24 protein-coding genes are annotated in these 26945 nt (G+C 49.6%); 22 read left to right on the forward strand and 2 right to left on the reverse strand.

Annotated elements, in window-relative coordinates:
* Nucleotides 1–4 precede the first annotated feature (4 nt).
* From KGF34_RS02425 to KGF34_RS02530, 22 genes are all read left to right on the forward strand, one after another.
* Nucleotides 5–6364: a SpaA isopeptide-forming pilin-related protein gene (locus KGF34_RS02425; RefSeq protein WP_354667451.1), complete on the forward strand. Its 6360-nt coding sequence runs from the start codon at nucleotides 5–7 to the stop codon at nucleotides 6362–6364.
* A 1-nt stretch (nucleotide 6365) separates the two neighbouring features.
* Complete coding sequence (locus KGF34_RS02430) at nucleotides 6366–6863, forward strand: gamma-glutamylcyclotransferase family protein (RefSeq protein WP_279369976.1); 498 nt, start codon at nucleotides 6366–6368, stop codon at nucleotides 6861–6863.
* A complete protein-coding gene (locus KGF34_RS02435) occupies nucleotides 6860–7675 on the forward strand; it encodes a class B sortase (protein ID WP_252559698.1) in 816 nt (271 codons plus the stop codon). The genes KGF34_RS02430 and KGF34_RS02435 overlap by 4 nt, the downstream gene beginning before the upstream one ends.
* A gap of 255 nt (nucleotides 7676–7930) precedes the next feature.
* Entirely contained in the window at nucleotides 7931–9091 is a 1161-nt protein-coding gene (gene metK / locus KGF34_RS02440) for a methionine adenosyltransferase (RefSeq protein WP_252559699.1), read from the forward strand.
* Nucleotides 9091–10062: a DUF3991 domain-containing protein gene (locus KGF34_RS02445; protein WP_252559700.1), complete on the forward strand. Its 972-nt coding sequence runs from the start codon at nucleotides 9091–9093 to the stop codon at nucleotides 10060–10062. Before metK ends, KGF34_RS02445 begins: the two co-directional genes overlap by 1 nt.
* Nucleotides 10063–10066: 4 nt before the next feature.
* On the forward strand, nucleotides 10067–10840 hold the full coding sequence (locus KGF34_RS02450) for a hypothetical protein (protein ID WP_252559701.1): 774 nt from the start codon (nucleotides 10067–10069) through the stop codon (nucleotides 10838–10840).
* Between the two features lie 57 nt (nucleotides 10841–10897).
* Nucleotides 10898–11719 (forward strand): site-specific DNA-methyltransferase, encoded by an 822-nt coding sequence (locus KGF34_RS02455; RefSeq protein WP_173706283.1) that lies wholly within the window; start codon nucleotides 10898–10900, stop codon nucleotides 11717–11719.
* Between the two features lie 137 nt (nucleotides 11720–11856).
* Nucleotides 11857–12189 carry a hypothetical protein gene (locus KGF34_RS02460; RefSeq protein WP_330597499.1) on the forward strand — a complete coding sequence of 111 codons (333 nt, stop codon included), beginning with the start codon at nucleotides 11857–11859 and terminating at the stop codon, nucleotides 12187–12189.
* Nucleotides 12190–12331: 142 nt separating this feature from the next.
* Nucleotides 12332–12709, forward strand: coding sequence for a DUF3789 domain-containing protein (locus tag KGF34_RS02465; protein ID WP_025577043.1), 378 nt, complete (start codon nucleotides 12332–12334; stop codon nucleotides 12707–12709).
* A 126-nt stretch (nucleotides 12710–12835) separates the two neighbouring features.
* Nucleotides 12836–13141 carry a plasmid mobilization relaxosome protein MobC gene (gene mobC, locus KGF34_RS02470; RefSeq protein WP_252559702.1) on the forward strand — a complete coding sequence of 102 codons (306 nt, stop codon included), beginning with the start codon at nucleotides 12836–12838 and terminating at the stop codon, nucleotides 13139–13141.
* 6 nt (nucleotides 13142–13147) lie between these two features.
* Nucleotides 13148–14437: a relaxase/mobilization nuclease domain-containing protein gene (locus KGF34_RS02475; RefSeq protein WP_252559703.1), complete on the forward strand. Its 1290-nt coding sequence runs from the start codon at nucleotides 13148–13150 to the stop codon at nucleotides 14435–14437.
* Nucleotides 14438–14442: 5 nt separating this feature from the next.
* Nucleotides 14443–15279: a PcfB family protein gene (locus KGF34_RS02480; RefSeq protein ID WP_117638845.1), complete on the forward strand. Its 837-nt coding sequence runs from the start codon at nucleotides 14443–14445 to the stop codon at nucleotides 15277–15279.
* 3 nt (nucleotides 15280–15282) lie between these two features.
* Nucleotides 15283–16221, forward strand: a complete 939-nt coding sequence (locus tag KGF34_RS02485) for an ArdC-like ssDNA-binding domain-containing protein (protein WP_015513375.1) — start codon at nucleotides 15283–15285, stop codon at nucleotides 16219–16221.
* Nucleotides 16222–16317: 96 nt separating this feature from the next.
* A complete protein-coding gene (locus tag KGF34_RS02490) occupies nucleotides 16318–16632 on the forward strand; it encodes a hypothetical protein (RefSeq protein ID WP_015513376.1) in 315 nt (104 codons plus the stop codon).
* A 30-nt stretch (nucleotides 16633–16662) separates the two neighbouring features.
* Nucleotides 16663–16914, forward strand: coding sequence for a DUF4314 domain-containing protein (locus KGF34_RS02495; RefSeq protein ID WP_015513377.1), 252 nt, complete (start codon nucleotides 16663–16665; stop codon nucleotides 16912–16914).
* A gap of 23 nt (nucleotides 16915–16937) precedes the next feature.
* Nucleotides 16938–18671, forward strand: coding sequence for a VirD4-like conjugal transfer protein, CD1115 family (locus tag KGF34_RS02500; protein ID WP_055159567.1), 1734 nt, complete (start codon nucleotides 16938–16940; stop codon nucleotides 18669–18671).
* Nucleotides 18671–19045, forward strand: coding sequence for a glutamyl-tRNA amidotransferase (locus KGF34_RS02505; RefSeq protein ID WP_252559704.1), 375 nt, complete (start codon nucleotides 18671–18673; stop codon nucleotides 19043–19045). Before KGF34_RS02500 ends, KGF34_RS02505 begins: the two co-directional genes overlap by 1 nt.
* A 74-nt stretch (nucleotides 19046–19119) precedes the next feature.
* Nucleotides 19120–19959, forward strand: a complete 840-nt coding sequence (locus KGF34_RS02510; RefSeq protein ID WP_252559705.1) for a hypothetical protein — start codon at nucleotides 19120–19122, stop codon at nucleotides 19957–19959.
* A 12-nt stretch (nucleotides 19960–19971) separates the two neighbouring features.
* Nucleotides 19972–20409 carry a DUF4313 domain-containing protein gene (locus KGF34_RS02515; protein ID WP_015513380.1) on the forward strand — a complete coding sequence of 146 codons (438 nt, stop codon included), beginning with the start codon at nucleotides 19972–19974 and terminating at the stop codon, nucleotides 20407–20409.
* An 8-nt stretch (nucleotides 20410–20417) separates the two neighbouring features.
* Entirely contained in the window at nucleotides 20418–20852 is a 435-nt protein-coding gene (locus tag KGF34_RS02520) for a PrgI family protein (protein ID WP_015535752.1), read from the forward strand.
* Nucleotides 20839–23175 carry a VirB4-like conjugal transfer ATPase, CD1110 family gene (locus KGF34_RS02525; RefSeq protein ID WP_008400035.1) on the forward strand — a complete coding sequence of 779 codons (2337 nt, stop codon included), beginning with the start codon at nucleotides 20839–20841 and terminating at the stop codon, nucleotides 23173–23175. Before KGF34_RS02520 ends, KGF34_RS02525 begins: the two co-directional genes overlap by 14 nt.
* A 31-nt stretch (nucleotides 23176–23206) precedes the next feature.
* Nucleotides 23207–25150 (forward strand): lysozyme family protein, encoded by a 1944-nt coding sequence (locus KGF34_RS02530; protein WP_252559706.1) that lies wholly within the window; start codon nucleotides 23207–23209, stop codon nucleotides 25148–25150.
* Nucleotides 25151–25284: 134 nt separating this feature from the next.
* On the opposite strand, the gene KGF34_RS02535 is transcribed toward KGF34_RS02530, so the two are convergent.
* Both KGF34_RS02535 and KGF34_RS02540 read right to left on the reverse strand, forming a co-directional pair.
* Nucleotides 25285–25641 (reverse strand): helix-turn-helix transcriptional regulator, encoded by a 357-nt coding sequence (locus tag KGF34_RS02535; protein WP_252559707.1) that lies wholly within the window; start codon nucleotides 25639–25641, stop codon nucleotides 25285–25287.
* 259 nt (nucleotides 25642–25900) lie between these two features.
* Nucleotides 25901–26869: an AraC family transcriptional regulator gene (locus KGF34_RS02540; RefSeq protein WP_015513384.1), complete on the reverse strand. Its 969-nt coding sequence runs from the start codon at nucleotides 26867–26869 to the stop codon at nucleotides 25901–25903.
* Nucleotides 26870–26945 lie beyond the last annotated feature (76 nt).

Below are 26945 nucleotides of genomic sequence, written 5' to 3' on the forward strand. Positions count from 1 at the left end.
CAAAATGAAGAAAAAGAAGAAAGAGGTAGAAAACATGAAGAGTAAATATCGATTCAGGCGAATCCTTTCAGGGGTGATGGCGGCAGTCACCATCTTATCCACGGTCATTTCACCGCTGACGGTGTATGCTTCGGAAGAGCCGAAAGCGGCGGAACCGCCAGCGTATGAATCCGTAAAGGATCAGCTGGATGAAAACGAAGTGGTAAAAGCCACCGATCTGGAGCTGGAAGTCGGACAGGACTTTGATGTTTCCACGGATTTTACAAATTTGGAAATCAAGGACGAAAGCAAAGTCAAAGTGACATTCCAGAAAGCAGAGAATGACGCCGGGGAGAACTTCAGCACCAGCCATGCAGACACTTACCATGCCGTTTATTATGTGGAGCCAGTCAACCAGAACCACCCGGTTTATCAGATTGGGAGAAACCTGATCGTAAAAGAGCCTGTGACAGCAGCTCAGAGTGAACCGCAGACAGAACAGGCAGTTACCGAAGAGGATACAGGTTCTGATGATGAGGAAGCTGCCTCGCAGGAAGAAACTGAGACAGTGCCTGTAGAGACAGAAATTGTTGAGCCGGAGACAGCTGAATCTGAAACAGAAGAACCGGAAGAAACAGAACCCGAATTTCAGGACGGACTTTCCGAATCCGAGTTTGATGCTGCATTAGAGGAATCCGAAACGGAAAATACAACCGATGAAGAATCCGGGCTGACACTCAGCGATGTTCTGGAGCAGGCAGGGGAACAGGATATTGACCTGATGGCAATGGAAGATGGGGAAACCGTTTCATTCAGCGCAGTCAATACCAGTACAAGAGCAACACAGGACGTAGATGTGACAAGAGGGGCTGCATACTATTATGCAGACTACGGTCTGGGTTCCTATGTAACTTATAAATATACCGTAAAATTTGGAAACGTGTCTGCAACTGCCTACTGTGTGCAGCCGTCCAAGGCAGGACCTGGGGATGGTGTCTATAAGATCACCAAACTGGGTGACAGCAAAGCACTGGCAAAAGTATGCTACTACGGCACAAAAGCATCCGGCGAAAATGGATTTTTCTCAGAGAAACATCCTGATTTTTCCGCTGGAAAACAGTTTATCATTGTCCATCTGGCTGCGTCTTATGCCAATAACAGTAGTGACGCTTTTTCCGGTACGAATGCAACCGGACAGGCTCTGGCAATGGAACTCTACAATTATTGCATGAGCCAGCCGGAGATACCGGAAGTGGACATGAGTTTCTCCAATGCAAATGTTACCGCATATATCAGCGGCAACAGCCAGAGAACAGAAGAGATCACCTTCAAGGCATCCGAACTGCAGACCATCACCATGAAGCTGCCGTCCGGTGTCAAACTGCATAATGTGACAACGGGAAAAACAAGCAGTGCAGGTGCATCCGTGGAGATCTGCGGCGGTACCAAATTCTACTTATCTGCACCGCTGACACAGGCAGTGAATGTCAAAGGGGAATGGTCTGTCACCATGAAGGGAAGCATCATCAAAGATTATTCCGCTTATAAGATCACAACCGGAAGCGAGACACAGGACCTTGCCCTGGTATTTGGCGAGGGTGTGACCGATGAGAAATATGTAGATTTTAAAGTATCATGGGTAAAACAGGCAACTCTGGAGATCGTAAAGAAAGACCGTAAGAGCAACAAAGCCATCGCAGGTGCAGTTTATGGCGTTTATAGTGACAAGGATGGAAAGAACCTGATCACAAAGATGCCGGCCACAGATGCCAACGGAGCTTCCAGCGTTACGATCACCAAAACACAGGATACCGTATACCTGAAAGAGATCTCCGTACCAAACGGATATCTGCTGGATACCAAAGCCTACGATGTGAAACTGGTCATCGGGGATACCGTAAAACAGACCGTTACCGATGCAGAGCAGATGGCAAGCCTGACCGTTTACAAATTAGGCGAAGTCCTGACCGGAGCAAAGGTGACCGATGATGGTGTTTCCTTTGTTTATACAGAGCAGAAACAAAAAGGCGCGGTTTACAACGTTTATGCTGCAGAGGAAATTGTATCCGCAGACGGAACAATCATCTACAAAAAAGATGCACTGGTTAAAGCCGGACTCACCACCGGGGATGACGGAAGTGCCACACTGGATAAGCTATATCTGGGGAAATATGTGGTAAAAGAAATGCAGGCACCACAAAATCTGGTATGCACTGGTGAAAGCCAGGAGATCACCCTTTCCTATGCCGGAAGTAATGTGGAAAAGGTCATGGGAAGCGTGACATTCAAAAATGACCGCCAGAAAGCAAGCGTGAGTGTATACAAACAGGATAAAGAAACCAGGAAATATCTTCCGGGCGGCACTTATGGTCTGTATGCCGGAAATGACATCAAAGCAGCGGACGGAACCATTGTGGTCAAGAAAGATACTCTCATTGAGAAAGCAGTGACCGGAACAGACGGAAAAGCCGTATATCAGGCAGACCTGCCAATCGCCAACAGCTACTACATGAAAGAGCTGGGTGCACCAGCTGGATATGTGAGAAACGGCGAGGATGTGTACTCCTTTACCTTCCAGTACACAACAGACAAAGAGGCAACGGTTTCTTTCAACCATACGTTCCAGAATGAGCGGATCAATGCGAAGATCAAACTGGTAAAAGAGGATTCCGAAACCGGAAAGACCGCACAGGGAGATGCAACACTTGAGGGTGCTGTTTACGGATTGTATGCCCGTGAAGATATCGTACATCCAGATGGACAGACAGGTGTTCTTTACCCGGCAGGAACACAGATTGCAACCCTGACTACGGATACAGAGGGAAATGCAGAAGTCGCAGACCTCTATCTCGGAAAGTATTACGTTAAAGAACTGACTCCGCCTGTCGGATATCTGGCAGACACGGAAGAACATGATCTGGAGTGTAATGACGAGGGAGATCTGGTTCAGACGGTAGAACGTACCGCAACTTCTCTGGAAGATGTGATCAAACAGCCGTTCCAGGTCATTAAAGCAGCCAACAATGGTAAGACCGATGCCGATCTGTTAAAAGGTGTGGGATTCAGTGCATATCTGGAGAGCAGCCTGAAGAAAAATAAGGACGGTTCCTATGACTTTGCATCTGCTACTCCGGTCGTGCTGACCGCAGACGGACAGACAGAAATGTTCACGGATGAGCGTGGATATGCATGCTCCATTCCGCTTGCATACGGAACCTACATTGTAAGGGAGACCACCACACCGCACAACTTCAAACCAGTCGATGACTTTAAGGTTGTGATCTCGGAAAACAATCCGGATCAGCCGCAGGTATGGCGTGTGCTTCTGGACGAAGAGTTTGAAGCAAAATTAAAGATCGTCAAAAAAGATGACGAGACAAAGAAATCGGTCCTGGTTCCGAATACCGAGTTTAAAGTATACAATCTGGATAACAAGAAATATGTGGAACAGGTGACCACCTACCCATCTACTACGGTACATAAATCTTATTTTACGGATGAGAATGGATACCTGATCCTGCCACAGAATCTGGCTTGTGGAAATTACCGCATCGAAGAAGTGATTGCACCGGATGGATACACCCACAGTGCCAATACCGTGGAAATCAAGGTAGACAGCGATACCGCATACCAGGAAGATCCGGTCAGCGGTGACCTGATCATCGAGGTGGAATTCGAGAACCACCCGGCAAAAGGCAGACTGACCATCCACAAGGAAGGAGAAGTAGTCAAAGGTTTTGACAAGGATTTCACCTATGAGGAAGCCAGCCTTGCAGGAGCCGTGTTTGAGGTTTATGCCGCAGAAGATATCTATACCGCAGACCATCAGAAAGATGAGAACGGCAACCGTTATCTGGAATATGCCAAAGACACACTGGTGGCAACGGTGACAACTGATGAAACCGGAAGTGCCGTAATCGAGAATCTTCCGCTCGGAACATACCGGGTAGAAGAGAAAAAAGCACCGGAAGGCTACACCTGGAATGCCAAAGGGGAAGAGGTAACCTTTACCTATGCCGGACAGGATACCCCGGTCGTAGACGAAGAAGTGACATTTAAAAATGAACGCCAGAAAGTAAGCATCACCGTGGAAAAACAGGACGCAGAAACCGGAAGCGTGGTAGCCGGAGCTGTATTTGGACTTTACAATAAGAAGGAAATCAAATCAGGCAACAAGGTCATCGTGAAAGCAGATACCTTATTACAGGAGATCACAAGCGATGAAAAAGGACAGGCACACTTTACCCTGGACCTGCCGCTTGGAACTTATTATGTAAAAGAGATTTCCGCACCGGACGGTTTTGTATCCTCTGATGAGGTACTGGAATTTGATGCCACCTATCAGGGACAAGACATCCAGACCATTAAACTGAAATCGATTAAGAAGAACCAGCCGACGACCATCGAGGTGACAAAATCCGATCTGACCACAGGCGTGGAGTTGAACGGAGCATCCCTTTCTGTTCTGGATGAGGATGGAAACGTGATCGACAGCTGGACTTCCGTAAAGGATGAGCCTCATGTGATCAAATATCTGACTGTTGGAAAAACCTATATCCTCCGTGAATCCCTTGCACCGCATGGTTATTTAAAGACTACGGATGTGAAATTCACCATCGAGGATACCGCAGAAATACAGAAAGTGGAAATGCAGGACCATGTACCGAAAGCACTGCTGATCGTAAACAAGAAGGGCGAATTCCTCGATAAGATCACCCTGCTGGATAACGTCAAAGGTGTTGTGGAACATTTCTTTGAGTACATTACAGGAAGCCTGACAGACGTTACCTTCGAAATCCGTGCTGCCGAAGATATCAAAGCAGCTGATGGCGTAAGCCCGGACTATTATTCCAAGGACGAACTGGTAGCAACTGTAACTACCGATACAAACGGTGTTGCAGAAGTATCTGACCTTCCGGTTGGAAAATATTATGTCAAAGAGGTAGGCACAGCATATGGTTATATCCTGGATGAAGAACCACGATATGTAGATCTTTCCTACCGCGATCAGGATACCCCGGTTGTCGTATACGATGAGGACTGGCAGAACAACCGCCAGAAGGTGAAAGTGAACGTCCTGAAGAAAGAAAAGGATACCGACCGTGTATTAAAAGGCGGCATCTTTGGATTGTACACTAGGAACGACATCCTGTCCGCATCTGGAAAGGTGCTGATGGAAGCAGATACCCTGATCGAGTTAAAAACAACAGATGTAGATGGAAAGATTTCCTTTATTGCAGACCTGCCGATTGACGGAACCTATTATGTGAAGGAGCTGTATGCACCGGATGGATTTGTCACCACCGGAGAAGAACAGGAATTTGTTTTTGAGTACCAGGGAGACAAAGAAGCAGAAGTGTCCTATGAGTTCGTATTTGAAGATGAGCCGACAACCGTGGAACTTTCCAAAACCGATCTGACCACAGGCGAGGAACTGCCGGGAGCCAGATTACAGCTGACGGATGAAAACGGGGCTGTTGTTGAGGAATGGACATCCACCAAGGAGCCGCACATCATCAAAGAACTGATTGTAGGAAAATCGTACACCCTGACAGAAACCAAGCCGGCCGATGGATATGCCACTGCGGAAAGCATCACATTCACCGTGGAGAATACTGTAGAGATCCAGAAACAGGTAATGGAAGATGATGTGACCAAAGTGGAGATCAGCAAAACGGATATTACCGGAGATACTGAGATCGAAGGAGCCAAACTGACCATCACAGATGAAAATGGCAATATCGTAGAAACCTGGACTTCCGGTAAAGAGCCGCATTATATCGAAAAACTTCCAATCGGTAAATACACCCTGAAAGAAGAGCAGGCTCCAAACGGTTATGTCGTTTCGGAAGAGATCACCTTCGAGGTGGCAGACACCACAGAGATCCAGAAGGTAGCCATGAAAGATGATACCGCAAAGGGACGTCTGATCATTGAGAAAACGGACAAGGATACCGGAGCTGCACTGAAAGGTGCGGAATTTGAATTGAGGGATGCCGATGGCAAAGTGGTAGAAACCCTGACCACTGATGAAAACGGTCATGCAACCAGCGGACTGCTTGCAATCGGAACTTATAAGGATGGCAAATTTGATAAGGCAGCCACTTATTATCTGGTTGAGACCAAAGCACCGGAAGGATATCAGCTGGATGAGACCAAGCATGAAGTGACATTTACTTATGTAGATGACAAAACCCCAGTGATTGAAGTCATCCAGAAAGTGACGAACGAGAAGCTGCCGGAGGACACCCCGTCTGTAAGTAACCCGAAAACAGGCGATGACACCAACCTCTGGATTCCGGCCCTGTGCCTGATCCTTTCCACAGGCGGTCTGATCGGCATGGGTGTGGCATCCAGAAGAAAGAAGAAAAAAGGGGGCAGATAGGCTGAAACAATTATATTTTGCGTATGGAAGCAACATGGATCTGGACCAGATGGCATATCGGTGCCCAAAGGCGGAGGTGGTAGAAACCGTCCGCCTGGAGGGGTATCGGCTGACCTTTGCAGCCGCAGGAAGCGGTCTTGCCACCATCTTCCCGGAAGAGGGAAGCCATGTGGACGGCGTCCTCTGGTCACTGACCGGGGACTGCGAAAAGAGCCTGGATCTTTATGAAGGCTATCCTGATTTTTACGACAAACAGGAAATCACCGTCAAGAATAAAGGCGGAAGAGAGATCAAAGCCATTGTCTATATCATGACAAAAGATTACATGCAGAACTTTAATCCGCCCGGACGGTCGTACCTGACTGGGATCTTAAAGGGCTGCAGACAGAACCAAATCCCGACAGAGCCGATCCTGAAAGCAGCAAGGAAACCGCCTGTGCCGGGAAAGACGCAGAAGAGTCAGCCAAAGAAGCAGAGAAAAGCCGGACAGGAACGATGAAGAAAAAACCAAAGACAGGAATCTTACAGAGGTTTTTCAAGATCATCTGCCTTGCAGTGACGCTGACAAGTGCCGGGTTTCTGATTTACCACATGGTATATCTTCCAATGGAGAACAAAAAGCTGGTGGCAGAGCTGAAAGGGAATTTCCCGGAGCCGGAAGCTCCGGGAGCCTCAGGCTCTGAAAAGAAAGACCAACCAGCTGGAAGAAAATGCCCGGTGGCTGCGGTAGACCTTGTTTCTCTTCGGGAACAATATCTGGATGTGCAGGGATGGCTGACAATACCGGACACCGGGATTGATTACCCAGTGCTTCAGTCCGAACAGGAGAATGGGGAGTTTTACCTGAAACGGAATTACAAAAAGGAATATGACATCAACGGAAGCCTGTTTTTACAGGCAGACTGCAAAGTGTCTGAAAGTCGGAACCTTATCATTTACGGTCACAACATGAACAGTGGGGCGATGTTCGGAAATCTGGACTTATATACAGATGAAACATATTATCAGGAGCATCCCTTTGCTTATCTTCAGACAGAGGATAGCATTCAGGAATACCAAATCGTCACAGTGCAGAAAGCAGACCGGGATCTGTTCCCGTTCCAGCAGCAACTCCCTGATGCGGAGGCCGTGCAGGAATACTTAAAAGCCGCCAAGCGGAGGGAAGTGTTCGAAACGGGGGATGATTACCTGAAGGGTATATGTGATAAGGTCTTAACGCTCATATCGTGTTCGTATGAATGGAGCGGTGCCAGGAACATCGTCCTTGCCGTGCCGGTTTCCGGGGCAGTGTGGAGTCAGAAGTGTTCGTAAGTACCCGAAAAGTGCAGAAAATGAGACAAATAATGACCGCACGGGCAGGGATGTGTTCAAAACAGAGAGATTATGTGAGGTTATGTATTGGGAGTATTTCAGCGAAAAGTGTCTGAAAGCCCCCGAAAAGTGCAGAATGTGAGACAGCTCACAACCAAGATCCGGCAGGAAGTGTTCCAAAAGGAGTGCTTTCTGCTGGATCTATTTACTTATGTGATAACGAGCTTTGACTCGTTAGAAAGGATGGTAACGATTATGAAACGATTTTATACAGCAGAATCCGTAACGGAAGGACATCCGGATAAGCTCTGCGACCTGATCGCAGACAGTATTCTGGATGCGTGTCTGAAAGAGGACGAAAATTCCAGGGTGGCCTGCGAGGTGCTGGCGACCAAAGGGAACATCATTGTGGCAGGAGAGATCACCAGTCGATATGAGCCACAGGTGTTTGAAATCGTCAGAAAAGTGCTGGAAAGTGCAGGCTATGAAGCGGAAGGAATCCACATGGATGCCCTCATTCACAAGCAGAGTCCCGACATTGCCGGGGCGGTGGAGCGATCCAGAGAACGAAGGGCAGGGACTGTTTCTGTTCAGAGCGGACTTGCCAGCGGAGCCGGGGATCAGGGCATCATGGTGGGATACGCCTGCGATGAGACACCGCAGCTCATGCCGATGCCAGTGGTTCTGGCGAACCGCATTGTGAGGGAACTGTCTGCAAGCCGCAGAAGCGGTTATATCATGGGAATCCTGCCAGACGGAAAGGCACAGGTGATCGTGGAATACGAAGATGACAGACCTGTCCGTCTGGATACGGTCGTTGTGTCCTGTCAGCATGAAAAGGAAAAATCTCTTCGGAAGCTGGAGCATGAGATCCGGGAGAAAGTGTTACGTCCGGCACTCCGTATGCTGCCACCGGATGAGGATACCAAGATCCTGATTAACCCATCGGGCAGATTTGTGTGCGGAGGTCTGGATGCAGACACCGGACTGACCGGAAGGAAACTAATGGTGGATACCTACGGCAGCTTGGTACCGCATGGCGGCGGTGCATTCTCCGGGAAGGATTGTTCCAAAGTTGACCGTTCCGGGGCATACATGGCCCGTTACATCGCCAAAAACATGGTAGCTGCCGGACTTGCCAGCCGATGCCAGGTGTCCCTTGCCTATGCCATCGGGGTTGCCCAGCCAGTCATGGTGCAGGTGGATACCTTTGGAACGGGAAAGATCTGTGCGGATGACTGCCTCGCCGCAGCGATCCCTCTGGTGTTCGGGCTTACCCCAAGCCAGATCTGTGACACCCTGCACCTGAAGCGGCCGATCTACCGACAGAGTGCGGTGTTCGGGCATTTTGGAAGAAAGGAATTCCCGTGGGAGAAAACGGATAAGGCAGAGCAGCTCCGGGATACCGTGATGTAATGCCGTGGATTCCGGAAGAAGAGATCAAACGGGCAAGGGAGATCACCGCCATTGAGTACCTGAAGAAATACCAGCCGAACCGCCTGAAAAAATCTTCAGCCAGAAATGAATGGGAGCTGACAGACCACGACAGCTTTAAAATCAACGAGCTCACCAGCCAGTGGCACTGGAAATCCAGAGATATCGGGGGCACCAGTGCTTTAAATTTCCTGATTCATGTAGACGGGTGTTCTTTTCTGGAGGCAGTGCAAATGCTGAAAGATGAGTATCCCACCTATATCCCTCCTCCAGTGGAAGCAAAGCCAAAGAAGCCATTTGTCCTGCCTACGGCCAGCCCGGACTGCCGCAGGGTGTTCCGCTATCTGAAAGAGCGGGGCATCAGTGGCGAGGTCTTACAGCGGTGTGTTCATTTGGGAATCTTATATGAGAGTCTGCCCTACCACAATGCCGTGTTTATAGGCCGGGATGAAAACCAGGTGGCAAGATATGCTTTCCTGCGTGGGATTTACGATGCCAGCGGAAAGTCTTTTAAGATGGAACAGGCCGGAAGTGAAAAGGCATACGCTTTTTGTGTTCCGGCGAAACCGGGATGCAGACGGGTTGCTGTTTATGAAGCCTGTGTGGATGTGCTTGCCCACATGACATTGGAACAGAGACAGGGAAGCCAGGATAAGTACCGTCTGGAGCTTGGCGGGATCAGCGCACCAAAAGAAGGGCAGAGCCAGCGGAGCATGAAAAAGCCGCAGGCATTGGAACATTTTCTGTCCCAGCACCCGGAGATCACCGAGATCGAAGTGTGTACCGACAATGACTTTGCCGGACGGTGGGCGTGTGAACATATCCGAAAAGCCTACGAGGGAAACTATCAGATCATCGAGAACCTGCCGGAGATCGAAGGGGCAGACTGGGCAGACATGGCAAAGATGGCTGCCCGTACACCAGAGAAACGGCAGAACAGAGAAGCGAGGTGATGCCTTGAAAGATAAAATAGAAGTGGAAATGCTGTCACCTCTGATGGCAGAGTTTATTCCGGACTATTCAGACATTGTGAATCTGGATGATGCGGAGCCATTGGAAGGACCTGACCTGGTGCAGTATCAGACATCCATAGCAGAAAAGGTTGACGAGATCAACCGGCTCGGTATGCCTGACAACCAGCCATGCAACCTGATCGATTATTTTGACCGAAACAAGGACATTAAGGAAAAAGTGGAACGCATTACAATGGCGGTAAAAGAACAGGAGGGTGTTTTATATGGCTGTGCAAACCTGACAATCCGGGAGAATCTGACCCCAGAGGAATACCGTGTGGTGGGGCAGTATCTGAGAGGCCAGTACAGCGATGGCTGGGGAGAAAGTCTGGAACAACGGGAGATAAAAGTAGACGGCGGCGAATTGTATCTGCATTTTTATGTTGGTGCCGGCTCGGATTTTCTGATTCAGATGAAAGCACCGGAAAACGGTGTGCAGGAAAAGCAGCCGGAACAAAAGCCGTCCCATCCGAAGCTGAAACTCTTAGGGCATGACGGAAATATTTTCTCAATCCTTGGCGATGCCTCAAGATTGCTCAGATGTGCCGGGATGTCCGAACAGGCCAACGAGATGGCAGACCGTGTCCACAAGAGTGGCAATTATTATGAAGCACTGGGAATCATCAGCGAATATGTGGAAACCGAACTGTCGGATCACCGTGAACAGCCCAGAACACAGAGAAAAGAAACACCGAAAAAAGAGGATACCTGCCGATGAGCAGTTCCATAAAGAAAAGCACTTCCAGAGAAATCTGGAAAATAAGCGACCGAAAGGATGATGCCTATGGGAAATACCCTGAAACTTGAAGATCTTTTAAAACCGGACTGTGTGCCGGATGAGTCTGCCGGAGGGGAGAACTGGCGTATCCTGCATGGAGATACCTTAAAACTGGTCAAAGGATTCCAGCCGGGGATCTTTGATGCAGTTATAACCGATCCGCCCTATGCGTCCGGGGGAACCAAGCAGAACGAACGCAACCGCACTACCAACCAGAAATACAGCAGCATGAAAGCAGAAAATGCCCTGCCGGATTTTGATGGGGATAATAAAGACCAGCGTTCCTGGACCCACTGGATGGCAGAATGGCTGTATGATGTGCGGAAAGCCTGCAAGAGAGGGGCTCCGATCTGCCTCTTTATTGACTGGAGACAGTACCCGTCCATCACCGATGCCCTTCAGTGGGCAGGCTGGATCTGGAGAGGAACCGCAGTCTGGGATAAGGGAAACTCCCGTCCGCAGAAAGGCAGGTTCCGCCAGCAGGCAGAGTATATTGTATGGGGGAGCAACGGCCCGATGCCGATCAACCGCCCGGTGTCCTGCCTTCCGGGTGTGTTCCGTTATGGGAATCCCCAGAACCGCATCCATGTGACAGAGAAGCCTCTCCAGCTGATGAAAGATGTCATCCAGATTTGCGAGCCGGGCGGTCTGATCTTAGATCCGTTTGCCGGAGCTGGTACTACCATCCTTGCGGCGGCAGAGTCGGGCTATCAGGCGGTCGGCATTGAAGTGACGGATGCGTATTATAAGCTGGGAAGCGACCGCGTCCGCATCGCACTGGAAACATTGGAAGAAGCGGAAAACGAAGAATCGCAGTAACCGGATGTCTGCCAGACATCTGAAAAAAGAAAGAAAAGAATCCAGATGTCCACAAGACATCCACAGAGCCGGAATGTTTTGTGGGTGTTTTTTTAGATCATGCCGGGCAGAGGAAACCTGTCCGGTCAGGAAAGGAGATGGTCGTATTGGAACAGGCACTTGCTTATGTCTGCTGTTCTGCAGAAGAGGGAAAGGCCAAAGTACAGCGGTACTGTCGGAAGATCTACGAACTGGGATATGTGCCGATCTGCCCGCAGTACAGCTTTTCCCCATTCCTTGATGATGGGGATGCAGAAGATATGCAGGCCATGCGGAGAATGTCCCACCAGATCTTAAGGCGGTGCAGGATGGTGGTCGTCTGCGGAAAAGAGACCACCGGGACGATGAACACGGAGATCAGCATGGCTGACAGACTCCATATCATCTGTACCACGCTGGATGGGTTAAGCAAAATTAAAGAAAACGAATAATTCCGAAAAACGACAGGTTCAGAGGGGACGAAGCAAAATGCGACTGGTTTTGCAAGCATAGCGTTTGGATATCCAAACGCACTTTGGGGAGAACCCCAATCCCCCATACCGAGCCGTAAACAGACGAAAGGAGAACGAAAAAATGTTGGGATTTATACTTGGCACAATGACCGGAGGAGTAATGGGCGTTTTTGCAATGTGTCTTTTCATAGCTGGAAAGCGTGAGGATGAGGCACTGGAGCGGTGCAGGATGAAACCAAAGGAGATCATTGACCACGGCGTGTGCATCTGTTTTGTAAACAGCCAGGGAGAGGAACTGTTCCGTCTGGCAGACGGGGAAAGCCTTGTGCAGAATGCCCCAAATGGAGAGCGGAACGTATCCACCTGCCACTATCTGGATGCCGATTCTGCTATGATTGATGGGAAAAAATGGAACCTCCTGGAATTCGCAAAAGAGATGGAAAAGAGAGGGATCATGTTCGCCCCGATGGAACTGTGCCAGGTATCGGAAAGGGGGTGAGGCCTATATGAAGAAAAAGATCATTGCTGCAGCCGTAGCCATTGGCGTGCTGACAGGATTCCTGATCTGGAAAAACCGTGAAATGTAAGGAAACGATCAATAACCCGTTGGAAAGCAGGTGAAGAGATGAGAAAAAGAAACCATGTGATACCAGTCCGCCTCAATACAAAGGAGCTGCGTTTTCTGGAAGAGCAGGTAGAAAAAAGCGGCCTGTCCCGTGAGGAATACATCCGTTCCATTGTCATGGGCGGCGAAGTCCGGGCAAGACCCTGTGAGCATCATACGGAGCTTTTGCGGAAAATATCCGGTCTGTGCAACAACGCCAATCAGCTTGCCCATGTAGCCAACGGCTGTGGGATGGCCGGGGAAGAGAGTATCCGGGAAATGCTCCGCATGACGAAAGAGACATGGAGGCTGGTCAAAGAGGAATAGTAGCCGATGGCATACACCAGTATCATCCCGGTCAGCCGTCTGGACAATTCCATCACGTACATCCGAAACAAGGATAAGACCATCAAGAAAGGGCAGAGTGCCGGCTCTCTGGAAGAAGCCATCGATTACGCCATGAATCGGGACAAGACGGAGCGTTCCGTTTTTGAGGATGCCATCGGCTGCGTCTGTGAGACTGCCTATCAAGATATGGTAGCTACGAAGAAACGATACCACAAGATGGACGGAGTACAGGGGTACCATCTGGTGCAGAGCTTTGTCAAAGGGGAAGTCACCCCGGAGCTTGCTCACCAGATCGGCATGGAAATGGCAGAAAGGCTCCTTCAGGGAAAATACGAAGCAGTCATCACCACCCATCTGAATACGGAGCATTACCACAACCACATCGTGTTTAATTCCGTGAGCATGGAAGATGGGAAAAAGTACCACAGCAACAGCAGGAGTTACTATGAGGATGTGCGGAAAGCTTCGGATGCCTTATGCCTGAAATACGGCTTATCTGTCATCGAACCGAAAAACGGCAAAGGGAAATCCTATGCACAGTGGATGGCAGAACAGGACGGAAAGCCGACCTGGAGAACCTCGATCCGTCTGGACATCCGGGATGCTGTGGCAGAGAGCTTCACATGGAAACAGTTTCTGGAACAGATGAAGCAGAGGGGATACCAGTGGAAGCTGAACCGGAAGTACATTGCATTAAAAGCACCGGGGATGGAACGGTATATCCGTCTGCGGAGCCTTGGGAAGCATTACTCGGAAGAGAGCATCCGGCAGTGGATCTTGCAGCCCAAGAGCAGGATACCTGCTGGAAAAGAAGGAGATTCCAGATCCCCGAAAAAGAAGTTAAAAGGGATACAGGCCCTGTACTATTCCTATCTGTACCAGATGGGTGCCCTAAAGCAGAAGCCGAAAAGGATCTCCCCGGTGCTCCGGGCAGACATCCGAAAACTGGATGCCAGGATCGAGCAGATGGAATTTCTACAGAAGCATCAGATCACTACCCGTGAAGAGCTACTCGCCTACCGCACATCGTTGGAAGAGAGGGTACAGGCACTCACGAAAGAGCGGAAGCGGCTCTACCGGAGCGAACCGGACAGTGTCAGGATCGGTCAGATCACCGAAGAACTGAAGCCGCTTCGAAAGGATATCCGCATTTGTATCCGGATCGAACAGCAGTCCCAGGAGATGGAAGAAAAGATGCGTCTGGCAGAGCAGATCCAGAGACAGGAAGAAGAACAGACGGAGAAAAACAGAAAACCAAGAACAGAAAGCAGGTGAACAACATGAATTATGGAGGCGATGCGGCGGACCAGATCGTCCGGTATTCCCTGGACGGCGTGGACCACGGGCTCAGGCTTTCGGGTACGCTGGCAAAGCATCTGGCGGTGTTTGTTGCCGCCGTATTAAAAGACCAGAAGAAAACGAGGGGCAAGACCAGAATGGTGCGGATGTTAAAGGAGAACAAGCCATTGAAGTTCTTCACTGTGCCATCTGACCGCCTGCGTGAATTCTGCAGTGAGGGCAGGAAACGAGGACTGCTCTATGTGATCATCCGGGATAAAAAGAACCCGGAGATGAGCGAGGTCATGGTCTTTGCCGATGATGCAGCCAAAGTCAACCGTGTCATGGATAAGATGAACCTTGATTTTGTAAGGAGCGAAGTCGGGGAAGCTGTCCATGAGGTAACCGCCGGAATGGAAGCACCGGAAACCGAAGCAGTACAGGAAACTGTGCAGATGCCAGAGGGCGAGGTGCAGTTTGAAATCAGCGATCTGGACGAAGCATTCCAGGTCGGTGACATGGACTTTTCTGAAGAGGAAAAGAACCAGAATCATCCCGAAAAGGAGTTTTCCGAACCGGAAAATTTTATCCCGGTGCAGGAAGAGGGGGAAGAGAATCTGTCCGGCTCTTCCTTGCACAGCAGAAATATTTCTACCGGGCAGGAAAAAGGGACTGATGCAGGGCAGAGGGAACAGGAGCGTCCCAGTGTCCGCCGGGAGCTGGAGAACATCAAACGGGAGAAAGCAGAGGAATCCCAGAAGCGGAGCCGGGAAAAGAACCGTGGACCAAGGAAAACGCAGAAGAAAGCAAGAAATAAACGAAAGGTGAAAGCGAGGTAGGAGATGGACCTGACAAAATTTTTAGGGCAGGACTCGCAGGAGCAGTCCGCCCAGCGGTTATCGAAAGAAGAATATGCCGCACAGAAAAAGCAGGAGAGGGAAGAAATCTGGGGTATGATCGATGGAAAGGCACAGGAGGTCTTCCAGAATGGGAACTCCTTAAAAGGATTCCTTGATTTTATGGGACAGTGCAAGCCGCAGAGGACAGACAACCTGTTCCTGCTTTATGCACAGAATCCGGAGATCCGGCAGGTCAAGACCTTTGAAAAATGGAAGGAAGAAGGCAAGGTAGTCAAGACCGGAAGCAAGGGATACAACTTCATTGTCGGACAGGAATATGAAAAGGACGGTGTCATCCAGCAGGGGTACTCCATCCAGAAAGCCTATGACATCAGCCAGATCCGTACCAAGCAGCCGGAAGAGGCAGAGCCAAAGCCGATGGACCAGATGATGGAAGCACTGCTGACCGACAGCGAGGTACGGATTCAGATCGCAGACAATCTGCCGGATAAGGTACAGGCACAGTACATCCCGAACAAGCGGACGATCTATGTCCGAAATGGCATGAGCGAAAATGCAACGTTCCATTCCATCAGCCGGGAGCTGGCCTGTGCATCCCTTGACCATCACGATGGAAGCTACAGCCGGGCAGGGGTATCGGCACAGGCCTATTGTGCGGCGTATGTGACAGCACAGAAATACGGCGTGGATGTCTCCGGTTTTTCCTTTGACAAGGTATGCCAGATGCAGGCATTCGGACAGAAAGATCCGAAAGAACTCCGCTCCTTTATCCAGGATGTAAAGAGTGCAGCCTATTCCATTGGCAAGCAGGTAGACCGCAACCTTGGCAAAAGCGAGCAGGAATTTATGACCGATGAATTTGCCATCCCGGAGGAAAAAACGGAGAAACCTGCCAAGAGTAAAAAGTCTCCGGAACGCTGATAAAAAGGGGCTTTTCCGGCTCTTTTGCAGTAGCTTTCCGGGAGGAAGTGTGGTATGTTGTGGTTGAGAAAAAAGAGGAAAAAAGGAGGCTCGCCTATGACAAGAATGCGATATGTAAAGATGGACCGGATCATGAACCACATGCTGATCCATGCACTCCGGGAAGTGTTCCGGCAGGAAAAAGAACAGGGGCTTCCGGTGGATACCACACGGGATCTGGTTCTGAAGCTGGCAGAGCAGGAAGAGGGAAAGCTCTACCTGACAGAAGCCGAACACAGCAAATCCGTGGAAGCCTTAAACCAGCTCCGGGACACATACCTGAAAAACGGACGCTATTCCGATGGGATCGACAGCGTCCTGTTAAAGATCATGAAATCCAGATACCGCCCATACCGTGGAAGGGGAAGATGAAGAAAGGATGTGGTACAAATATACAGAAATATGACACAAGAAAGAATAGAAGCCATGCGGAGAAGATATCCGCCGGGAACCGAGGTCACGCTTAACAGCATGGAGGGGGAGAGCCACATGCCACCCGGCTTAAAAGGTAAGGTGGATATGGTAGACGATGCGGGGCAGATCCACGTAAACTGGGAGAATGGAAGCAGCCTTGCCCTCGTTCCGGGAGTGGACAGCTTCCACATTACGGACCTGCCAAGAGCAGAGAGGCCCAAACAGCAGCCATCCCGGTAACAAACAGCCGGAAGTCAGACTGGATGATCTGGCTTGCCGGACTGCCTGTCATCTGGTGGGTAGCAATCCTGCTTGCGGATGCCATCCAGCCGGGCAGGAATCTTTTCGAGCTGATGGAGGTTCTCACAGAAAAGCTGAACCATCCCTTCCAGTTTCATTATACGGAATATACCATCAAGTCGATGCTGGTCTGCACGTTACTTTACGCAGCTGGGATCGGCATTTTTTATTCCAGTCAGAAGAACTACCGCAGAGGGGAAGAACATGGCTCTGCCAGATGGGGCGATGCCCGGCAGATCTGTAAGAAATATAGCCAGAAGCCGTACTCCCAGAACATCCTGCTGACACAGAACTTCCGCATTAGCCTTGACACCCACAAGCACCGCAGATGTCTCAACATTCTCGTAGTGGGAGGCTCCGGTGCAGGAAAATCCAGAGGCTTTGCCCTGCCAAACATCATGCAGTGCTGCTGTTCGATGGTCATCACCGATCCGAAAGCCGAGCTGCTCCGAAAGACAGGCGGTCTGCTGGAAAAGAAAGGATATGAGGTGCGTGTCTTTGACCTCATCAATCCCGACACATCTTTTTGCTACAATCCATTCGAGTATGTCCACGATGACAAAGACGTGCTCCGTCTTATTTCCAATCTGATACAAAACACCACACCCAAAGGTTCCCAGTCCTCTGATCCCTTCTGGGAGAAGAGCGAAACCGCACTGCTTCAGGCACTGATGCTGTATCTGCTCCACGAAGCTCCGCCGGAAGAACAGAACTTCGCCATGATCATGGAGATGTTAGGCTCGGCACAGGTAAAAGAAGAGGACGAGGACTACGAGTCCCCTCTGGACATTTTGTTTGACCGTCTGGAGATGCGGGACCCGGACAGCATTGCCGTCAAGCAGTATCACATTTACAAGCAGGCGGCAGGAAAGACCGCCAAGTCCATCCTGATCAGTGTAGGTGTCCGGCTGGCAGCCTTCAATCTGCCGCAGATTGCCAAGCTGACCAATACTGATGAACTGGATCTTTCCAACATGGGAGAAAGAAAAGTTGCCCTTTTCTGCTGTATCCCGGATGCAGACACCTCTTTGAATTATCTGGTAGGCATGATCTACAGCCAGCTTTTCCAGACGCTTTATTACATGGCAGACCGTGTGCATGGCGGTGCCCTCCCGGTTCCGGTCAACTGCATCATGGATGAGTTTCCAAACGTATCCCTGCCAAATGAGTTTGAGAAGATCCTGGCAACCTGCCGTTCCCGTTCCATTTACTGCAGCATCATCATCCAGAACATGAGCCAGCTAAAGGCTCTGTTCAAGGACTCCTGGGAAAGTCTGGTGGGCAACTGCGATGAGTTTTTGTACCTGGGCGGCAATGAAAAAGAGACACACAAATATGTATCAGAATTACTGGGGAAAGAAACCATAGACACCAACACCTACGGGCAGACCAAAGGAAAATCCGGCAGCTACTCCACCAACTTCCAGCAGAGCGGAAGGGAGCTGTTACAGCCGGATGAAGTCCGTATGCTGGATAACCAGAATGCACTTCTGTTTATCCGCGGGGAGCGGCCCATACTGGATGCCAAGTATGACCTGATGAAGCATCCCAACATCCGGTATACCGAGGACGGAGGTGCCGGCCCGTTCAATTATGCGAAAGCACCGCTGGCGCATGACGATTTTACATTTGACGAAACAAGATATGACGATTACGAACTGCTTCTGGATGAGGACATCATCGGGGAGCTTTTTTGATGGGAGGAATGCCAATGAATTTACTGAAAAATAAGAAACACACAGAAATCAGGAAAGAGACCGCACCGCTGAAGATGAAGAGAGGGCAGAAGAAACTGTTTGCTCTGTATGCAGTCATGGTACTGTCGATCTGCATTGGGGCGACCTGCGTTTATGCCGCAGGCGATCCGCTGGCAGTCGTCAATAACCTGTCCACGTTTATCTTTTCCCTGATCCGCGCCATTGGCCTGATCCTGCTGGGATTTGGTATCGTGCAGGTCGGTCTGTCCTTAAAGAGCCACGATCCAAGCCAGAGGGCAAACGGATTTCTGACACTGGCAGGCGGTATCATCATTACCTTTGCAAAAGAGATCCTGGACCTGATCATGGGATAGTAGAAGAGTCCAGAAGGGGAGCCATGCGAAATGCCGGCTCCCTGCTCACTTTTGAGGATGGGAGGTGAAACTGTTTGAGTGATAACTGGATCGTACAGAATCTAAATTCTGCCTTGCAGACCTGGAGCGACAAGCTGGCTGAGATCTGGACACTGCTGACGCAAAGCCCGGAGAATTTCAAGGGCGGGGCGATCTGGAGCGTGATGACGAACATCAACGGTGGACTGAAAGCCATCGGGTACGGCCTGCTGGTTCTGTTCTTTGCGGCGGGGCTTGTGAAAACCTGTGGGAGCTTCACGGATATGAAAAAGCCGGAACATGTAGTGAAAGCCTTTATCCGTTTTGCACTGGCACAGGGAGCCGTCATGTCCGGCATGGAGCTTTTGACTGCGATCTTTTCCATTGTGCAGGGCATCGTAACAAATATCATGTCCCACTCCGGGATGGCGGGTGGAACTGTAACGGAGCTGCCCTCGGAGATCGTGGACAAGATCGAAGCGGTGGGGATGCTGGAATCTATCCCTTTGTGGATCGTAACTTTATTAGGAAGCCTGCTGATTACGGTATTGTCATTTGTCATGATTCTGACTGTATACGGGAGAATGTTTAAGCTGTATATGTACACAGCCATCGCACCGATTCCATTGGCAACCTTTGCCGGGGAGCCAACCCAGTCTGTAGGAAAGAACTTTATCCGTTCCTACGCCGGGGTATGTCTGGAAGGAGCCATCATCGCACTGGCCTGCATCATCTTTTCGGTGTTTGCATCAAGTCCGCCGGCCATCGGGGACGCCAGCCTGTCCGCCGTGACCATTGTCTGGAATTACGTCGGGGAACTGGTATTTAACCTGCTGGTACTGGTCGGGGCAGTCAAGGCATCCGACCGTATCGTAAAAGAAATCATGGGATTATAGGAGGCGAAAAAAATGGAAGAACCAAAGACACTGAGCTACGACTGGCAGTATGGCCGGGAGGAATTATTTCTCAGGGTAGACAGTTACATGAGCGATGACAATCTCTATATCGGGCTTTACCATATGGAAGATGGATACCCGGAAAGCTTTGCAGACCTTACGGTAAACCTGCCTTTTGCTCCGCTGGGCGGTATCAATGAAGCCTATATCGACCACAATTTCAGCAAAGAAAAGCTTCGTTTTATAAAGCAGCATAAGCTGGGAACGATACAGCCGGATACCGCATCCTCCGGTTACTGCATCTTCCAGAGGGTTGCATTCGACCTGAAAAAACTGGCAGAGCTTGATCCGGAAGGAACAAAAAGATTTATGGAAAGAAATGGCATCCGGCAAAGGGATGTACCAAAACAGAAACAAAAGAAAAAACAGAGATTACAAAGAGAAAGGTAGAAAACAACATGGAAGTGAAAATGAATAAAGAAATCCGAGACTATCAGGAGTCAATGTTCTGGGGCTTAAGCTTCCGGCAGTGCTTATTTTCGGTACTGGCGATCCTGGCAGCCCTTGGAATCTATTTTGTCACCCGGAAATATGCCGGGGAACAGGTAACCGGATGGCTGTGCATCCTTGGGGCGGCTCCCTTTGCAGCCTGCGGCTTTTTTCGTTACCACGGCATGACGGCAGAACAGTTTGCATGGGTAGTCATTAAATCCGAACTGCTGTACCCGAAGCGGCTGGTATTTAAGTCGGAGAACCTGTACTTTTCCTGCATGGAAGAGAGCCTGCGGCTGGGTGAGAAAATGATGGGAAACGGAGCGGAACTTCTGGAAAAGAAGCGGACGAAACAGAAGAAACCAAAGAAGCGAAGAGGAAGGGGTGATGCCTTTGATTAAAACCCTGAGTCAGACACTGAAACAGGACAAGGAAAAATTTAAAGTACCGAAGTCTGTCCAGCAGGCCATCCCGATTCGCAAGATCTGGCCAGATGGTATTTTTCAGGTGGAGAGCAAGTATTCTAGGACATTCCGGTTTACGGATATCAACTATTCCATTGCCAGTAAAGCGGACAAGACGGAAATGTTCCTGGACTACTCTGAACTTTTAAATGCACTGGATTCTGGCTGTACGGCGAAGATCACCCTGAACAATCGTAAGATCAACAAGGAAGAGTTTGAGCAGTCCCTGCTGATCCCGATGAAAGGGGACGGTCTGGACGAGTACCGGAAAGAGTACAATGACATGCTCCTTTCCAAGATCTCCGGTACCAACAACAGTATCTACCAGGAACGCTATCTGACCATCAGCGTCCACAAGAAAAACATTGATGAAGCCAGAACCTATTTCGCACGTGTGGGAACGGACATCATCACCCATCTGGCCAAGCTGTCCTCTATTGGGGAAGAGCTGGATGCAGAGCAGAGGCTACAGATCTTCCGGGACTTTTTCAAGGCAGACGTTCCACAGAGTTTTCCATTTGACATGAAAGCCTTTGCGAAAAAAGGACACAGCTTCAAAGACTGGATCTGCCCGGACACGATGGAATTCCATAACGACCATTTCAAGCTGGGCGAGCAGTACGGCAGAGTCCTTTTTATGGAAGATTACGCCAGCTATGTAAAGGATGAGATGATCTCCGAACTGTGCAGCCTTGGCAGGAACCTGATGCTGTCCATTGATATCATCCCCGTACCGACAGACGAAGCGGTGCGTGAGATCCAGAACCGACTGCTGGGCGTGGAGACAAACGTCACCAACTGGCAGAGACGCCAGAATGCCAACAATAACTTTTCAGCCGTAGTTCCCTATGACATGGAGCTGCAGAGAAAAGAGACCAAGGAAATGCTGGACGATCTGACCACCAGGGATCAGAGGATGATGTTCGGCATCCTGACAATGGTACATATGGCAGACAGCAAGAAACAACTGGACTCCGATACGGAAACCCTGTATTCCATTGCGAGAAAACACCTCTGCCAGATGGCAACTTTGAAGTGGCAACAGGTCGATGGACTGAATACCGTCCTGCCGTATGGCCTGCGGAAAATCGATGCAGTGCGTACCCTTACTACAGAATCCACCGCCGTCCTGATCCCGTTCCATACGCAGGAAATCATGCAGCCGGGAGGCATCTATTATGGGCAGAATGCCGTCAGCAAAAATATGCTGGTGGCAGACCGAAGGAAGCTGTTAAACGGCAACTCTTTCCGACTGGGTGTCAGCGGCTCCGGCAAGAGCTTCTCGGCAAAAGAGGAGATCGTAGACCTTGCCCTTTCCACGGAAGATGACATCCTCATCCTCGATCCGGAGTCGGAGTTTGCTTCTCTGGTGGAAGCCTTAAACGGAGAGGTCATCCGGATCTCGGCAACCTCGGATACCCATCTGAATGCACTGGATATGGATTCTGCCTATGGCAATGACCGAAATCCTCTGATTGAGAAGTCAGAATTTATCCTTTCCCTGTTTGAGCAGCTCGTAGGAGCCGGAAACCTTTCGGCAAAGGAGAAATCCATCCTTGACCGCTGCACCGCAGATGTGTACCGGGATTATATGAGGGGCGGTTACAAAGGGCAGGTGCCGACCTTAAAGGACCTGTACCGACAACTCATGCTCCAGCCGGAGGAAGAAGCCAGAGGGCTGGCTCTGTCTTCGGAACTGTTTATCAATGGCAGTTTGAACACCTTTGCCCAAGAAACCAATGTCAACACGAAGAGCCGTATCATCGACTATGACATCCGGGAGCTGGGCGAACAGCTGATGCCTCTTGGCATGCTGGTCACACTGGATTCGATTTTTAACCGTGTGATCCAGAACTGGAAGAAGGGAAAAACGACATGGATCTTTGCGGATGAGTTTTATCTGCTGTTCCGCTATGAATACAGTGCGGACTTTTTCTACCGCCTGTACAAGCGTATCCGTAAGTATTCCGGATTTGTAACCGGACTTACCCAGAACGTTGAGGAACTTCTGAAATCCGATACCGCCCGCCTGATGCTGGCGAACAGTGAGTTCCTGATCCTTTTGAATCAGGCTACCACCGACCGGGATGAGCTGGCGGCACTTCTGAATATTTCAGACAACCAGTTATCCTACATCACCAATGTGGGTGCCGGCCATGGTCTGATCCGCTGTTCCGGAAATCTGGTGCCGTTTGAAAATTCGTTTCCAAGAAATACAAAACTGTACCGCCTGATGACGACCAAGCCGGGCGAAGCGTAAGAGCGGGACAAGCCGGGACTGGAGGTGAGAGATGAAGGATATCAAAACCAAAGAAGTTACAACAAAACCAAAGACCAAAAATCCTGCCTCCAGAATCCCCAAGGAGCTGATGCGGACGGCCATACTGGAGAGCAAGGAAAAATCCCAGACCATCGCAAATGCCAGGGACAATGACATGGGAGAACAGTCCCCATCCGAATATGCCAGTGGGAAAGTCACATCCGCAGAGGAATGGGCTGCAAGAAAGACAGGCAGAACTGTAACCAGAGCCGGAAAGACAGCCGCACAGACTTCCTACGAGAAGATCAAACAGAGAGCCGCTGGCAAAAAAGAAGCAGAAAAAGAAGTGGAGAAAGAAACCGCCAGAGGAACAGGGGACACACAGACCGCCGATCCTGCTAGCCGGGAAACACCCGAGCAGAAGAGCCGGGAAGTACAGATTCAGAAAGCCCAGCGGCAAAAGGCGGTTTCAGATGCCGTCAAAACGAAAGAGCAGAAGATCCGGGCTGCCAGGGAGACACCAAGAATCCAGAACGGACAGGAGATAGCAGAAATGAAGCAACTCTCCATCCGAGAACAGAGTCGGAAGAAGGAAGCAAAAGATACAGTAAGGCAGACCGCCATCCGTCAGAAACAGCCGGAAACCATTCGGATCAAGGAAAAACCAAGGAAACAGCCGGAGCCGAAAACCATACAGAAGCGTACCATCAAGACGGCTCCCCAGTCTGCGAAGATCAGCGTCCAGCCAGAGCAGAAGCTCCGTGCGACCAGTTCCAACGCCCTGACGGTCCGGATGCAGAAGCAGATGGAACGAAGGGCAGCGAAGCAGGCGGCAAAGAAAGCTGCCATGCAGACTTCCAACAGCGTCCGCCGGATGCAGAAAACGGCAAGGGCAGGGCAGAATAGCTTCAAGGCAGCCAAGGCCGCCGTGGAAGCGGCAGCGAAAACCGTGCAGTCCATGATGGCTGCACTGGGAGCCGCCGGAGCAGTTATCGTTCTTCTCTTGGTCATCATGGTTGGAATCGTTGGCGGTGCGGCATTTTCTGGAAGCTCGGAGAGCAGCGAAGCACTCAGCCAGGAAGTCCTTTCCTATACGGCAACCATACAGAAATATGCCAACCAGTACGGAATCCCCGAATATGTCTCCGTGATACAGGCGATCATGATGCAGGAATCTGGCGGCCGGGGGACCGATCCCATGCAGAGCAGTGAGTGCCCATACAACACCCGGTATTCCAACAGCCCGAATGCCATCCAGGATGCCGACTATTCCATACATGTAGGAATCCAGTATTATGCGGACTGCCTGAAGGAAGCCGGATGCACCAGCCCCCAGGACATGGATAAGCTGAAGCTGTCCCTGCAAGGGTATAACTACGGCAACGGATACATAACGTGGGCGCTCCGAAACTACGGGGGCTACAGTGCAGAAAATGCTCTGCAGTTTTCCAATGATCAGGCTGCTTCGCATGGCTGGAGTGCCTATGGCGATCCAGAATACGTCCCTCACGTCCTGAGGTATTATTCCAGCGGCGGATTGTTTGCCGGCCTGTTTGGAGGCAACGGCCAGATCGTATCCGTGGCACTTACCCAGCTTGGAAATGAAGGAGGCCAGAAGTTCTGGTCATGGTATGGATTTGACAGCCATGTGGCGTGGTGTGCCTGCTTTGCCAGCTGGTGTGGGGATCAGGCAGGACTGATCGAGAGCGGCAAGATGCCGAAGTTCTCCCTATGCGATGATGGGATCGCGTGGTTTCAGGGCAAGGGAAAATGGAAGAGCAGAGGATATTCGCCAGCACCTGGAACCCTAATCTTTTTTGACTGGAACGGAGATGGAACCTCAGACCATGTAGGAATCGTAGAGAAAACCGAGGGCAGTACCGTATACACGGTAGAAGGAAACTCCAGTGATGCCGTGAATAAGAGAAGCTATGATATCAATAACGGAACGATCATGGGATACGGCATACTTTGAAAATTAAAATATAAGTTATAACCTATGAAGAGAAATTTAATATGTGTAAGTTGATTTTTTTATTTGATTGAAATTTTAATTTTATATGAAATGAAAAGAACCAGTGAGAGAATCGTTAAATTTCACTCACTGGCTCAATTTGTTTCAAATTTCTCGGACAACTCTGTAAGTTCTTTCACCGTTTCCTGGGTGTGATGCAACAGGGTGTCACGCATTTCTGGCGGACAGCTGGAATAAAGTATTTTCATCTGATTGACACCCTCATCCTCCAGAGAAATATCTGGATTTATAAGCGTATCTAAAGAGATGTGTAGGACCTTTGCCAATGCTCTCAAAATCAAATAGGAAGGATTCATTTTCCCTTTTTCGATATTGGCGATTTGCTTTACAGAAACATGGCTCAGATCAGAAAGTTCTTGTTGTGTCAGTTCTTTATTCTTTCGGGCTTCCCGCATTTTCTGCCCTAAAGCAGTTAAATCATCAATCGGCATAATCGTTCACCTCAAGAATATTGTATCGTTCCGGTTTGTACAAAGGAATAACCTTATTGTGCTTGCTAAGAGGTATGATTATGCTGATTATGTGAATGAAAAACTTCTGTTCAGATGAAGTTACACTATCTTAGTGACAAACGCAAAGTGCAGGGAGATATTTGATGGCGCATTCCGTAGATGTTTTACACCTAATCAAATGTGGCGAGGATATGGCTGAAAAAAATTACGAGCGCCAGAGTTCCCTCTGGCGCTCATTTTACTTTCGCTGTGCGTTTTTTCTGTACTCTAATGGCAACAATCCCGTGCTTTTTCGGAATAATTCTGCAAATCGGCTTGAAGTGGAATAGCCTACTGTTTGGGCAACTTGCCCGACTGTCAGCTCTGTATATGCCAGCAGATATTCTGCTTGGCTCATGCGCCGCTGTTGAACATATTCCGTGATGGTGCAGTCGTAGTATTTCTTAAAACAGCTTTTGAGCTTTGTTGTTCCCATGCAGGCAATCTGTGTTAGCCGTTCCAGAGGAATATCAAAAGCATAGTGATCGCTAAGATAAGCGGCAACTATTTGGAGATTTTCAATATCCTGTTGAGAGAGCTTATGGGCTGGTTTATCAGGATGTTTCTTCTGATATTCCACCACCATTGAAACAGCTTCTGCGACTTTACCCTCATAAAAAAGTTTTGCTGCAATCCCTTCCCCGCGATAGTCTTTGATTTCTGTGAGTAACCGTGACATTTCTGGAAAGTCGGATGTTTGGTCGATCTTCCGAAATGCATCCACAGGATTGATCTGTGCCTCCGGGTACAGTTTTTTCAGGTAGTCCTCATAATATGCCGGTGCAATCTCAATCCCAACCGAACGGATTGGAATATTTTTATGTATCAAAGCCTTGTATGGAGCGTAGCCTCCAATAAATGTTTTGATACAACCGGCAGACAGTCTACGGTATGGAGATAATTCCTCCCCGGAAATAGAGTCATACCGAGTGATACTCAGACATTCCGGCATGGAGCATTCCAACATGAAATCTTCGTGGAAGGAAAAGTTATGGATTTTAATATCATATAAGTCTTTCTGTCCATAAGTCCAGTAGGTGCCTTCTCCAACTTCGGGAGAAAGTTTCCAGCAGTCACCTAATGCCCCATATTGCTGGTTGTCTGGGTCACGGATAAAACCGTGTTCTATCAGTAACGGTGTATAAAACTGGTCAATAATTTCAGACATGAAAACAGGCCGCCTCCTTTTTGCAACGATTAGACGAACTTTTGAAAGGAACGGACGAACATCGCCGGAGCCTATT

Origin of the sequence: Ruminococcus sp. FMBCY1, assembly GCF_023921805.1 — a bacterium.
Classification (GTDB): domain Bacteria; phylum Bacillota; class Clostridia; order Oscillospirales; family Acutalibacteraceae; genus Ruminococcoides; species Ruminococcoides intestinale_A.

Coding starts and splice junctions, on each gene's coding strand:
- KGF34_RS02425 (WP_354667451.1), top strand. CDS start 5: ATGAAGAAAAAGAAGAAAGAGGTAGAAAACATGAAGAGTAAATATCGA.
- KGF34_RS02435 (WP_252559698.1), top strand. CDS start 6,860: ATGAAGAAAAAACCAAAGACAGGAATCTTACAGAGGTTTTTCAAGATC.
- metK (WP_252559699.1), top strand. CDS start 7,931: ATGAAACGATTTTATACAGCAGAATCCGTAACGGAAGGACATCCGGAT.
- KGF34_RS02445 (WP_252559700.1), top strand. CDS start 9,091: ATGCCGTGGATTCCGGAAGAAGAGATCAAACGGGCAAGGGAGATCACC.
- KGF34_RS02455 (WP_173706283.1), top strand. CDS start 10,898: ATGATGCCTATGGGAAATACCCTGAAACTTGAAGATCTTTTAAAACCG.
- KGF34_RS02460 (WP_330597499.1), top strand. CDS start 11,857: ATGGTCGTATTGGAACAGGCACTTGCTTATGTCTGCTGTTCTGCAGAA.
- KGF34_RS02465 (WP_025577043.1), top strand. CDS start 12,332: ATGTTGGGATTTATACTTGGCACAATGACCGGAGGAGTAATGGGCGTT.
- mobC (WP_252559702.1), top strand. CDS start 12,836: ATGAGAAAAAGAAACCATGTGATACCAGTCCGCCTCAATACAAAGGAG.
- KGF34_RS02475 (WP_252559703.1), top strand. CDS start 13,148: ATGGCATACACCAGTATCATCCCGGTCAGCCGTCTGGACAATTCCATC.
- KGF34_RS02480 (WP_117638845.1), top strand. CDS start 14,443: ATGAATTATGGAGGCGATGCGGCGGACCAGATCGTCCGGTATTCCCTG.
- KGF34_RS02485 (WP_015513375.1), top strand. CDS start 15,283: ATGGACCTGACAAAATTTTTAGGGCAGGACTCGCAGGAGCAGTCCGCC.
- KGF34_RS02490 (WP_015513376.1), top strand. CDS start 16,318: ATGACAAGAATGCGATATGTAAAGATGGACCGGATCATGAACCACATG.
- KGF34_RS02495 (WP_015513377.1), top strand. CDS start 16,663: ATGACACAAGAAAGAATAGAAGCCATGCGGAGAAGATATCCGCCGGGA.
- KGF34_RS02500 (WP_055159567.1), top strand. CDS start 16,938: ATGATCTGGCTTGCCGGACTGCCTGTCATCTGGTGGGTAGCAATCCTG.
- KGF34_RS02505 (WP_252559704.1), top strand. CDS start 18,671: ATGGGAGGAATGCCAATGAATTTACTGAAAAATAAGAAACACACAGAA.
- KGF34_RS02515 (WP_015513380.1), top strand. CDS start 19,972: ATGGAAGAACCAAAGACACTGAGCTACGACTGGCAGTATGGCCGGGAG.
- KGF34_RS02520 (WP_015535752.1), top strand. CDS start 20,418: ATGGAAGTGAAAATGAATAAAGAAATCCGAGACTATCAGGAGTCAATG.
- KGF34_RS02525 (WP_008400035.1), top strand. CDS start 20,839: ATGCCTTTGATTAAAACCCTGAGTCAGACACTGAAACAGGACAAGGAA.
- KGF34_RS02530 (WP_252559706.1), top strand. CDS start 23,207: ATGAAGGATATCAAAACCAAAGAAGTTACAACAAAACCAAAGACCAAA.
- KGF34_RS02535 (WP_252559707.1), bottom strand. CDS start 25,641: ATGCCGATTGATGATTTAACTGCTTTAGGGCAGAAAATGCGGGAAGCC.
- KGF34_RS02540 (WP_015513384.1), bottom strand. CDS start 26,869: ATGTCTGAAATTATTGACCAGTTTTATACACCGTTACTGATAGAACAC.